The organism is Holosporales bacterium (genome assembly GCA_031263535.1).
GTDB lineage: Bacteria > Pseudomonadota > Alphaproteobacteria > UBA3830 > JAIRWN01 > JAIRWN01.
The window spans coordinates 25,744-37,765 of record JAISFO010000007.1; the positions used below are offsets into that span (position 1 = coordinate 25,744).

General features: G+C 45.7%; 9 protein-coding genes, 1 tRNA gene and 1 pseudogene. 6 read left to right on the forward strand and 5 right to left on the reverse strand.

All coding sequences use genetic code 11. From position 1 onward, the window contains the following. Positions 1 to 75 precede the first annotated feature (75 nt). Positions 76 to 1,584, forward strand: coding sequence for an NTP/NDP exchange transporter (locus LBL30_00720; GenBank protein ID MDR1031635.1), 1,509 nt, complete (start codon positions 76 to 78; stop codon positions 1,582 to 1,584). Between the two features lie 57 nt (positions 1,585 to 1,641). On the opposite strand, the gene LBL30_00725 is transcribed toward LBL30_00720, so the two are convergent. Further along, entirely contained in the window at positions 1,642 to 2,034 is a 393-nt protein-coding gene (locus LBL30_00725) for a helix-turn-helix transcriptional regulator (GenBank protein MDR1031636.1), read from the reverse strand. 377 nt (positions 2,035 to 2,411) lie between these two features. Here LBL30_00725 and LBL30_00730 point away from each other — a divergent pair. After that, positions 2,412 to 2,502 (forward strand) — tRNA-Ser (locus tag LBL30_00730). Positions 2,503 to 2,708: 206 nt separating this feature from the next. Here LBL30_00730 and LBL30_00735 read toward each other — a convergent pair. Beyond that, positions 2,709 to 3,053, reverse strand: coding sequence for a hypothetical protein (locus LBL30_00735; GenBank protein MDR1031637.1), 345 nt, complete (start codon positions 3,051 to 3,053; stop codon positions 2,709 to 2,711). A gap of 87 nt (positions 3,054 to 3,140) precedes the next feature. Continuing rightward, the gene (gene tsaD, locus LBL30_00740; protein MDR1031638.1) at positions 3,141 to 4,139 is read right to left on the reverse strand and encodes a tRNA (adenosine(37)-N6)-threonylcarbamoyltransferase complex transferase subunit TsaD; all 999 of its coding nucleotides are present in this window, start codon (positions 4,137 to 4,139) and stop codon (positions 3,141 to 3,143) included. A gap of 110 nt (positions 4,140 to 4,249) precedes the next feature. On the opposite strand from tsaD, the gene LBL30_00745 reads away from it, so the two are divergent. From LBL30_00745 to alaS, 4 genes and pseudogenes are all read left to right on the forward strand, one after another. Further along, complete coding sequence (locus LBL30_00745) at positions 4,250 to 5,533, forward strand: CNNM domain-containing protein (GenBank protein MDR1031639.1); 1,284 nt, start codon at positions 4,250 to 4,252, stop codon at positions 5,531 to 5,533. Between the two features lie 18 nt (positions 5,534 to 5,551). Next, a complete protein-coding gene (locus LBL30_00750; protein ID MDR1031640.1) occupies positions 5,552 to 6,031 on the forward strand; it encodes an RNA pyrophosphohydrolase in 480 nt (159 codons plus the stop codon). Between the two features lie 36 nt (positions 6,032 to 6,067). Then, positions 6,068 to 7,036 (forward strand): annotated as a pseudogene (recA, locus tag LBL30_00755) (recombinase RecA). A 62-nt stretch (positions 7,037 to 7,098) separates the two neighbouring features. Then, the gene (gene alaS, locus LBL30_00760) at positions 7,099 to 9,756 is read left to right on the forward strand and encodes an alanine--tRNA ligase (protein ID MDR1031641.1); all 2,658 of its coding nucleotides are present in this window, start codon (positions 7,099 to 7,101) and stop codon (positions 9,754 to 9,756) included. Here alaS and LBL30_00765 read toward each other — a convergent pair. Then, positions 9,753 to 10,319, reverse strand: a complete 567-nt coding sequence (locus LBL30_00765; GenBank protein ID MDR1031642.1) for a hypothetical protein — start codon at positions 10,317 to 10,319, stop codon at positions 9,753 to 9,755. The two genes, alaS and LBL30_00765, sit on opposite strands and share 4 nt — an antisense overlap. After that, positions 10,309 to 12,022 (reverse strand): leucine--tRNA ligase (gene leuS, locus LBL30_00770; GenBank protein ID MDR1031643.1); only part of this gene is annotated, 1,714 nt, incomplete at its 5' end. The genes leuS and LBL30_00765, both read right to left, overlap by 11 nt.

A 12,022-nucleotide genomic window follows, 5' to 3' on the forward strand; every position in this document is an offset into this window, starting at 1 on the left:
AGCATTATCGGGAAATGGGGTTGCAAAAGTCTATGATGGGTTGTATACAGTTTGGTACTTTCAAAAGAGGATTAAATGTCTAAAGCAGCAAAGACTCAGGAAGCTGAGTTTAAAGGTTTTCGTTCGATTCTTTGGCCTATACACAATTTTGAGCTTAAGAAATTTTTGCCGACAGCCTTCATGATGTTATTCATCGTTTTTAACTACAGCACCATGCGTTGTACAAAGGACGCATTAATAGTTCCGCTTTGTGGGGCTGAGATCATAAGCGCTCTTAAGCTGTTTGCCGTGCTACCCAGCGCGGTCATATTTATGTTGGTTTATTCGAAGCTGGCTAATGTCTTAAATCGGCCAAAGTTATTCTATTCAATAACTTCTTTTTTTGCTTTATACCTCGCGTTGTTTGTGTTTTTCCTATATCCCAACAGGGATGCTTTACACCCGGACTTGACCTCTGTTATGGCGTTGTGGCCTAGATTCAGGTGGTTGCTGTTGATTGCCAGCAACTGGACACTGTCATCGTTTTACATAATGGCAGAGCTTTGGGGCAGCGTGATGATCTCGCTTATGTTTTGGCAGTATGCAAATGAAATTACCAACCTAAAAGAAGCTAGGCGCTTTTACAGTATGTTTGGCTTTTTCAGCAACTTTGGCGCAATAGCCGCCGGCAACCTTATAGTCAATCTTTCTACCAGTGGTAGCGATATAGCGGCTTGGGATCATTCTCTTCACAGTATTATGATCTTTGTTATTTCGTCTTGCGTTATAATTATGTGTATATACTGGTGGATGGAAAAGAACGTCTTAACTGACAAGCGTTTTTATGACCCAGAGGCCAACGCAGGCAAAACGAAAAAGAAAAAAGCTAAAATGTCTTTGGGCGAAAGCTTCAAGTACATATTTACGTCAAAATATCTGGGTTATATCGTGCTGCTAATCATATGCTATGGCGTCAGTATAAACTTAGTTGAAGGTGTCTGGAAAGATCGTATGCGTGCGTTCTGTGCGCACAGCACTGAATATAATGCCATCATGGGACGCGTGCAGATGTACACAGGCACTGCGGCCTTGGCTATGATGCTTATCGGCATGAACATTGTCCGTCGATTCAGCTGGTTCACCAGCGCCGTAATCACACCAATTATGATAGTGGTAACAGGCGCGCTGTTTTTCTTCTTTGTAGTATATGGATATCTGCTTGATCCTATGCTGGCTGGGCTGACAATTGCACCACTGGGGCTGGCGGTTTATATAGGTTTTGCGCAAAATGTTTTGGCGAAATCCACTAAGTATTCACTGTTTGATGCGACCAAAGAGATGTCATATATCCCATTGGATGATGAGCTGAAGATTAAAGGCAAAGCGGCGGTTGAAGTGGTCGGTGGCCGTTTCGGTAAATCTGGTGGCGCGGCAATTCAACAGCTGCTGTTGTTCTTGTTTCCTGGCTGGACGCTGTTTGATCTATCGCCAATTATCGGTATTGTTTTCTTGTTTATTGCTTGTATATGGGTTGTTGCTGTATATGGCCTAAGTAAGCAGTTTGCTGCCATAACCGCTAACAGACCAGATGCTATAGCCAAATAAATACGCGCTTGAGCTGTGTTTGTCTGTAAGCTTAAGTTTGCTCAAGCGGTAAGGTCGCTAATTTTCTGGTATTGCGCGAATTAAGTCTAAGACATGCTTGCGTATCTGAACGTTCTCTATCATGTAATACGCTCTTAGCAGATCTAATGTTTCCTTTTTAGAAAAAACATCTTCATCATATGCGGCGCTGTCTTCTCCCAGGGAATACTCTGGACAGCCAGAGTTGTTATCAAACCCTTCGAAAAAGTAGCTCATATTTGTATTTAAAATCTCGCTTATAGTAAGCAGCCTGGCTGCACTTATTTTATTAACGCCTTTTTCGTATTTCTGCACTTGCTGGAATGTAATTCCTAATTTTTCCGCCAGCTTTTCTTGACTTAGGCCCATAAGTTGTCGGCGCAGCCTTAATTGATTTCCTATATGCTTATTTACGTCTTTATCAATATGCATCTTAAAAAAAATCAGAACTGTAAAAACTTGAAGCGGAGTATCACACGCAGGCTAAACATTTGCCATAAACCCCAAGTGGCATCAGAACAATAACCGCAACCTCAGATTGGCCTGGTCAAACATAGCGGAAGATACTGTAGGGCAAATGATTGTATAGTCGCCATTAAAGGAGGCTTATATTTTGGTAATAACAATAATTGCATCTAGAGCCAGATCCCGCCCACCTTTCTGTACTAGGCCACAAGCGCGGAAAGTGATCCACCTTCTAAAGGTGCGAAGTTATAAGGACCTGTTGAATTTTACGCTGTATTCCTTTATTGAATAAGTGACTGGATAGTTAGGTTTCCTTACTCTAGCCAAGTCTAGTTTTTTACAAAGGATGGGTGGCCGAGCGGTCGAAGGCGCACGCCTGGAAAGTGTGTATACGGCAAAACCGTATCGTGGGTTCGAATCCCACCCCATCCGCCAAGGTAAGCCTAGTTATTGTTAATGCAAATAAGCGCGGTTTCGGCAATTCAGTAATCTGCCTAGAAATAATAAAACACCCATCGCACACGCAAACGCTGGCGTTAAATGGGTGTATTATTTAAAGTAAAAAGCTATGCTTCGTCGTAAGACTAAAGCAGAGCGTGATACGAAAAACTAAAGATACGATAAAAGCTTATTAAGCTTAATTATAGGCCCAAATGTTCTTTTACATCTTGCACAAACTGTGCTCCTGTTTGCTTTAAATGGTTACCAGCCTCATGTACTAAACCCGACACTTGATCCTTGGCTTGCGCAAGCGCTGCGCTACCTGCTTGCCTTGCAGATTCAAGAAGCGGTCTACCATTTTCTACAATCGCTGTTTTTATATTATTAGCATGCTCGCTTATAGCGGTTTTTGCCCGGTTTAAAGCACTGGACGCAGTACCTTTAAATTTATTCCAAGTATCACCAAACCAACCAGCCTGACAATCTGTACTTACAGCACTCAATCCTAAAACCAAACTAGAAACCAAAATCATTTTCTTATTCATCTGAAATCCTCTTTCAAAAACGCCCGACCTTGGGCTAACATAATTCAGTATATTTGCCATTAGTAAAAAAAATTAACACAGTTGTCTTTAAATGATCTGCCAGTTTGGATCTGGGCAAAATTTCAAATCTTCAAAGCTGTTAGCGGCCCCTTCCACAGCCGCCCACGCTATCATAGCGGCGTTATCGGTACAGAATTTTGCAGGAGGGGCGATAAGATTTATCCCACAATTATCGCATACTTTTTGAAGGTTTAGCCTGATTGCAGCATTGGCCCCAACCCCACCGCCCAAAACCAGCTGTTTGATATCAGAAAACCGTTTATCCTTCAGGATTTGCTTAAACTTATCGAGCATAACGTCACATATGCTTTGTTGAAATGAGGCTGATAGGTCGCTTATATCTTGCTTATTTAAAGTATTAATCTTTTCAATCTGAACCCTTACGGCGGTTTTCAAGCCAGAGAAAGAAAAGTCATTCCTGCCGAGCATAGGTACCGAAAATTTAAATCTTTTATGGTTGCCCGACAGTGCGGCTTTTTCTATGGATGGGCCGCCAGGGGTTGGAAGGCCTAGCATTTTGGCCGCTTTATCAAATGACTCACCAATCGCATCATCCAATGTGCGGCCGATTACCGAGTAATCGCCGTACCCTCGCACAACCATAGACTGGCAGTGTCCGCCTGAAAGCAAAAACAAAAGATAGGGATACTCGACATTATTGGTCAGCCTGGCCGTTAGGGCATGTCCTTCAAGGTGATTGATTGGCATATATGGCTTGCTTAGCGATACAGCCATGGCTTTGGCGAAACTGGTCCCGACGATCAGCCCCCCAATTAAGCCAGGCCCTGCCGTAGCTGCGATCAGATCAATATCGTCAACGTCGCAATTGGCCTGAGACAAAGCGCATTGAACGACAGCGGAAATTTTGTCGATATGGGCCCTAGCCGCAATTTCCGGCACAACGCCGCCATACAACTTATGCGTAAGTTCTTGAGAATATACAACGTTCGAAAGAATTGTTTTGTCGTCGGCGACCACAGCGGCCGCAGTATCGTCGCAGCTTGACTCTATCCCAAGGACTTTCATAAAACACTTTGTCTTATCGAGTGTTTTGTTATAATCGAAGCGATGATGCTCATGATTTCGTTGAAAGACAAACCAATTCCAATTACTGCGGTGTTTTTAGCACATAATTAATGCCCCCTCTTCATATATTCTTTATCGTATTGCTCTTGCTGCTTGTGGTTTTTTCGGGTTTTTTCTCTGGGGCAGAGACGGCATTGACCGGCGCTTCCCGGGCCCATCTTCATCAGCTTAGCAAAAGCGGCAACAAGCGGGCCAAGCTGGTTAAATCGCTGCAAGAAAAGTTCGCCAGCTCAATCAGCACCATACTTATAACTAATCAGATGACGAACCATGTGATTGTGACTATATCAACCTGGCTTACAATCAATATGTTTGGGGAGGGCAAGGTCCCCATCGCCGCTGTTTTAGTTGCCATATTTGTCATTATATATACCGAAATTCTGCCCAAAATGCTGGCGATTCACAGTTCGCTTAAGTTTTCACTGTTTGCCGCGCCGATGATTCGCTGGGCAATCATAGTACTTAGACCCTTGACTACGCTGCTTGAAGCCGCAGGTAAAGCCAGTTTGAGGCTGGTGGGGGTTAAGATAAACCCCGAAGCCAACAAAGTTGTAACCGATGAGGAGTTGCTTGGCGCGATAGAAATGCACTCCCAAACCGGTCAAGAAGAAAAGAAAAAGGAAAAGGTGATGCTTAAGGGCATTCTGGACCTTGATGACGTGACTGTTGGTAAGGTAATGGTCCACAGAAAGAATCTGGTGACTATAGACTGTGGACTGTCGACCGCGCAAGTGATTAAGGAGGTTCTGAACTGTCCGTACTCGCGTATTCCTGTTTGGAAAGACAATCCAGAAAACATACTGGGGATATTACACACAAAAAGCCTGTTTAGGGCCATGAAGCAGGGTGAGCTTAAGCTGTCGCAGCTGAACATCCTGTCGCTTGCCAGCCCGCCATGGTTTATTCCGGAAACCACGAACCTTCTCAATCAGTTGTATGCTTTTAGGGAACGCAGGTCGCACTTGGCCTTAGTCGTGGATGAATATGGCGATCTGATGGGGCTGGTTACTTTGGAGGATATCATAGAGGAAATCGTTGGTGAAATTGCAGATGAATACGATGTAGGAACCAGCGGTATAAAGGTTCAGCAAGACGGCAACATATTGGTAAATGGCAGCGTACCTGTGCGTGACCTTAATCGTGAGTTTGATTGGAGCTTGCCCGAGGGAGCTTCGACCATCGCCGGGCTTATCATGCAAGAAGCAAGGCGTATACCGGAAATAGGCCAATCGTTCACGATATGCGGCTTAAATATTGAGGTATTGAAACGCCAAAGCAATCAGATAAACCTTATGAAGATAACCGCCGTACCAGAGCTTAACGAAAGTGTTTAAGTAAGGCTTTTGCAGCGTATGTCAGACCTAGGTTTTGTCGCAGGTTACCGTCCATGTGTTGGCATGGTTGTGCTTAATCAAGCAGGGAATATCTTTGCGGCTGAACGCACCGATATAAAAAATGCTTGGCAAATGCCTCAGGGTGGTATCGCGCCAGGGGAAGAGGCCTTAACAGCTGCGTACCGCGAACTGTTTGAAGAAACAGGCATGGCGGAAAAAGATTTGGTGCTGATCAAGCAAGCAAAGAACGTATATACCTATGACTTTCCGGCGAACGTGGCTTCTTTGGCATTTGACGGAAGATATAAAGGACAAGCTCAGCGATGGTTTTTATTTAAGTTTGTTGGCGTTGAATCGTCGATTAACACTAATCAGCCTGCGCGCGAGTTTTCCGCTTGGCAGTGGAAAACGCCAGATGCAATCCTGGCCCTGGCCCCAGACTTTAAAAGGGATGTGTACCAAGAAGTTTTTTATGACTTTTGTCTCAAGGTAAGGTAGAACTAAGCCTTAGTTTAATATTACAAGGAAGACAATATGGACAAGCAAAAAGCGCTTGAGTCTGCGCTTACTCAAATAGAACGCGCTTTCGGCAAAGGATCAATTATGAAGCTTGGTCAGCATGAGATTGCCGTTGACGCCGACGCCATTCCCACCGGGTCTTTGGGGCTGGATATAGCGTTGGGGATAGGAGGGTTGCCGTGCGGCCGTATAGTCGAAATCTTTGGCCCAGAAAGCTCGGGTAAAACTACCTTGGCGTTGCAAGTTGTGGCCGAAGCCCAAAAAAGAGGTGGCACATGTGGTTTTATAGACGCAGAGCACGCTCTGGATCCGGTCTATGCTCGCAAGCTTAACGTAAATATAGACGAGCTTTTGATCTCGCAACCAGATACGGGCGAACAGGGTTTAGAAATAGCAGATACGCTTATAAGATCAGGCAGTCTGGATGTTGTGGTGATCGACAGCGTTGCCGCGCTTGTCCCTAAAGCTGAGCTGGAAGGAGAGATGGGGGATACGCACGTTGGGCTTCAGGCCAGGCTTATGAGCCAGGCGCTTAGAAAACTTACGTCCACAATAGCGCGCTCCCGCTGCATACTTATATTCATTAACCAAATACGCATGAAAATCGGCGTGATGTTTGGCAGCCCTGAAACGACTACTGGCGGGAATGCTTTAAAGTTCTATGCCTCTGTCAGGCTGGATATCCGGCGTATAGGAAGTATAAAAGAGAAAGACGAGGTCGTCGGCAACCAAACCGTGGTTAAGGTTGTAAAAAACAAGATGGCTCCGCCGTTCAAAACGGTCAATTTTGATATAATGTACGGCGAAGGCGTGTCCAAAGAAGGCGAGATAATCGATCTGGGGGTTACGGCCGAAATTGTTGAGAAATCCGGATCTTGGTATTCGTACAAAGAACAAAAGCTTGGTCAAGGTCGCGAAGCCGCCAAGCAATACCTGAAGGACAATCCTGATTTGTCCCTTGAGATTGAGGGTGCTTTGCGGGAGAGGGCCGGGCTTAAGCCGAAAGTTATGGACAATACAGACGCAGTCGAAAGACAATCAGCCTGATGATTTCTTCAAGTGACCTACGAAGTGCGTTCCTGAATTTCTTTGCAGGTCAAGGGCATCCTATCGTTCCGTCTAGCTCATTGATACCCAACAACGACCCCAGTTTACTTTTTGTGAACGCAGGGATGGTTCAGTTCAAGGATATTTTTATCGGCAAAGTAAAAAGCGAGAATAAATGCGCAACTACCGCGCAAAAGTGTATCCGAGCCGGGGGGAAACATAATGATTTAGATCAGGTTGGATACACCGCCAGACATCACACATTCTTTGAGATGCTAGGAAATTTTTCGTTTGGAGACTACTTTAAAGAAAAAGCCATCGCCTTCGCGTGGGAGTTCCTTACAAAACAAATAGGTTTGCCGAAAAGTCGCTTACTGGTTACCGTTTATCACGATGATGAGGAAGCCAAGTCCCTGTGGCGTAAGATTTCTGGGCTGAGTGATGAGCGGATAATACCAATTTCAACCAACGATAATTTTTGGTCAATGGGTGATACCGGGCCATGCGGACCGTGCTCGGAAATTTTCTATGATCATGGAGAGCATATATTTGGCGGCGTTCCAGGCTCTGCGACCCAAAATGGCGACAGATTTACAGAGATATGGAACCTGGTTTTTATGCAATTTGAACAGCTTGCCGACGGTCGCAGAGTCCCTTTACCCAAGCCGTCTATTGATACTGGCATGGGGCTTGAAAGGCTGGCCGCCATTTTGCAGGGCGTACATGACAATTACGAGACCGATATACTAAAAGCCTCTATCCAGGACATAAACGCTATACTGGATATGGCGCCGAATAGTATTACCCCGTCTCATAAGGTTGTGGCTGACCACGTGCGCTCAATCTGTTTTTTGTTGGCTGATGGAGTGACACCAAGCAATGAAGGGCGGGGTTACGTTCTGCGCAGAATCATACGCCGCGCCATAAGACATGCAAAGAAGCTTGGCGCCCCGGCTCATGACCCTTTTATGCCCAAAATCGCTGAGGCTTTTATCCCCAGGATGTCGTCCTACTATACAGAGCTTGATATGTTTGCGTCGGCAATCAAACAAAATTTGGCGCTGGAGGAAGAGCGTTTTCAACAAACTTTGGACAACGGCCTGTCTGTCCTTGATCAAGAAATCAAGGCGCTGGGCGGCAAGAAGATAATGCCAGGAGATATCGCCTTCAAGCTTTATGATACCTATGGTTTTCCGCTTGATTTAACCGAGGATATACTGCGCGACCACAATATATCGGTTGATACTCAGGGGTTTAACGAATGCGTTGAAAAACAAAAGCTTGAGGCCAAAAAATCATGGAGCGGATCTGGCGAAAAAGCACTGCCGGAAACAACCTACGCTCTTAAGCAGAAAGTGAACAGCACTGTGTCCTTGGCTTACGAGCATGACAGCAACCAATCGACGGTAATGGCTATACTGAAAGAAGACGCTGTTGTCGGACAGATTGCCCAAGGTGAGTACGGCGCGATTATAACCACTGAGACATGTTTTTATGGCGAGTCGGGCGGGCAGGTTGGCGATATTGGGCTTATAGAAAGCCAAACTGCTAGGTTTTCAGTTGAAAATACCAAAAAGCTTGACGGCATCGTCGTTCACTACGGCCAGGTTACAAGCGGCAGCTTCACTGAAGGGCAGTCTGTAACTTTGACTGTTAACACCGTCAATCGCAATAAGCTGCGCGTCAATCACAGCGCAACGCATTTGCTGCATGCCGCTTTGCGCCAAGTGTTAGGGGGGGCAGCTGTACAAAAGGGCTCGTTAGTTTCTTCCAGCAGGCTTAGGTTCGACTTTTCTTATCAAAAATCCCTGAATAATGACCAGATCTTTCAGATTGAAATGCTGGTAAATCAATGGATTCAAAGTAACCTGGCCGTGTCAATCGATATCGTAGACAAAGACGTTGCCATAAAATCCGGCGCAATGGCTTTGTTTGGCGATAAGTATGGCGACAAGGTCAGGGTTGTGACCATGAGGAATCCGCAAACAGATACTGTCGTTTCGGCCGAACTGTGCGGTGGTTTGCACGTCGGATCTACTGGCGAGATAGGTATATTCAAAATTACCGAGCAAACTGGCATTGGCTCAAACATACGTAGAATCGAGGCCATAGCCGGAACTGAAGTGTTTAACTACGCAGCAAATTTTGAACAGATCATTAAAGACCTTTGCGCCATGTTCAAGTGTACCGCAGATGAGCTGACGAATAAGTGCTCTTCGCTTATCTTAACTGTCGATCAGCTGGAACAAAAAAATACAAACCTCAGGCAGCAAATGGCGCTTTCTGAAGGCGCCTCTAGCGGCGGAAGCGAGTGTGAGATAAATGGGGTAACGTTCGTTAGCAAAAGCGTTACAGAGCTGGACGCAAAAGAGCTTAGGTCCATGATGGATCAGATGAAAGCTCAGCACAAAACAAAAAGCGTAATAGCTTTGGCCAGTACAAGCGCTGACGGTAAAGTGTCCATGACTGTTGGCGTTAGTGAGGACATTTCAAGTATTTATCCGGCAAACCGCATTCTAAAAGAGGTTATTGAGGTACTTGGCGGCAGAGGATGTGGCGGTCGGCCAGATCTCGCCCAAGGTGGCGGGGCTTGCCCCCAAAATATTCCGCAAGCCTTTGAAAAGATTAAACGAGTACTATCGCAAGCCAAAATCTAATGAGCCTTACGACTTTGAGGGCGTAAGCTGCTGACCTTGAGTGGATCGCTGCCGCGACAGCGCCTGACATACAGCTTTACAGATTCATAGATGTTGCGTGCGATTTGTTCGAACATGCTGTTGTAGTATGGAGAGTAAATCATGATCTCAAATTGCCCTTCCTGGCTTGCGATGTTGCAAGTAATCGTCGCAGAAGCTTTGTCCTTCAGAAGCTCTTTGCCAGTCTCTATAGAAACGATGCTGTATTCGGCGATACAAGTCATTTCATTTCTTCCTGTAGAGCCGTCTGGATATTTCACAAGCTCTCTGGTTTGTATGGTCAGCTTAGTCTCCAGTTTGCACGGAAACGGGAAATATATTGGGGTATCTTGAAAAGCTTCCAACAATCTGTTGCGTAGATTAATTCCGTCGCGGTCGGGAATAATTGATATCTTTATAGGATATCCTTTGGCGGAAGCGCGCGGGGCTGCATAGTTTTCAAATGCGTCGTTTTTGTGAAGCGGCGCTATTACGCATCCGCCAAGTAAACATAAAGCAAGCAAAGCAAATAACTTATACGACAAAGTTTATAATTTTCCCTGGTACAAAGATTACCTTCTTAGCGCCGCTTATAGGCAGATATTTCTTTACTGCATTAATGTTCTTAGCCGCGTGCTCCAGCTCGCTTTGTGTTGCATCTGGCAACGCCTGCAACGTAGCGCGAAGTTTACCGCCCACTTGAACAGCAATCGTGACCGTCTCTTGCTTGAGTTCATAGCAATCAAAATCCGGCCAATCGGTCTCTGAAAGCATTTTAGGGTTGCCCAGCTCTTGGTTAACCTCTTCGCTTAAGTGTGAAGTAATGGGCGCCATCACAGTATTCGTAAGAAGCAAAAGATCTCTGAACGCATCGCCGTACGTCTCTACGTGGCTTAGCAGGTCATACATAACATTAACCGCATCATGTATAGCCGCAATAGCCCGGTTAAACTGAAATACCTCGTACAAACCGCCAATTTGGGAAATACTTTTAAGCACACGCTTAAAACCAGCTTTCGCCTCAGGCTCAAGGAGATCGAGCTGTATAAAGCCAGGTGGGGCTTTTTTGGTTTGATCATATTTCTCGCTGAACGTTATAACCAAGCGCCAAAAGCGGTTAATAAAGCGCCAACACCCAGTTATGCCTTCATCAGACCATTCCATGTCTTTATCTACTGGACTGTCGGACAGCACAAACATCCTTACCGAGTCTGCCCCATATATACGAACCATTTCGTCAGGGGAAACAACGTTCTTTTTGGATTTGCTCATTTTCTCAGAGCGTCCGACGGTAACGACCGTGCCGTCAGCCTTGCATATAACCTCGCCTTTTTTGGACTCTACTTCATCCGGGGCAAGCCAACGCCCGTCTTTATGCCTAAACGCTTTGTGGCACACCATGCCCTGAGTAAATAAGGCGCTAAATGGCTCATTAAGGCTTATGTACCCACAGTCCCTTAGGGCCTTAGTAAAAAACCTCGCATACAGCAGATGCAAAATTGCATGCTCTATACCGCCTATATAGAAATCAACCGGCAGCCAGCGCTCAATCTGCTTTCGGTCAAATTTCCCCAAATCAGAGGCTTTGTCCTGACAAAACCTGATGAAATACCAAGACGAATCAACGAAAGTGTCCATCGTGTCTGTCTCGCGGCGGGCTGGGGCTCCGCAGCTTGGGCATATGGTTTTGCCCCAAGTCGGGTGTCTGTCTAAGGGATTGCCAGGCTGATCGAAGGTTACATCGACGGGCAACGTAATCGGCAAATCCTTTTCATCAGCTGGAACGACGCCACATTTTTGGCAGTGAACCATCGGAATCGGGCATCCCCAATAGCGTTGACGCGATATGCCCCAGTCCCGAAGTCTATAAAATTCTGAAGCCTTGCCAATGCCTGTTTTTTCACAGTGCTCAATTATGCATTCCTTGGCCTCTGGCACCGTCTTTCCGTTTAGGAATTTCGAGTCAATCATCGTTCCATTGCCCAAGTAGGGACCTGTTTGCAAATTAACATCGTTTCCGGCTGACGGCTTAATAACCAGCTTTATCTGAAGTCCATATTTTTTAGCAAAATCCCAATCGCGCACATCATGTGCAGGCGTTCCAAATATAGCCCCAGTCCCATAGGTCTGCAGCACGAAGTTGGCGATGTACACCGGAAGAGCTCTGTCGCTCAGAAGCGGGCAAAATGCCTGTACGCCGGTATCTATGCCAAGCTTTTCCATTTTATCCATATCTTCGGTTGCGACA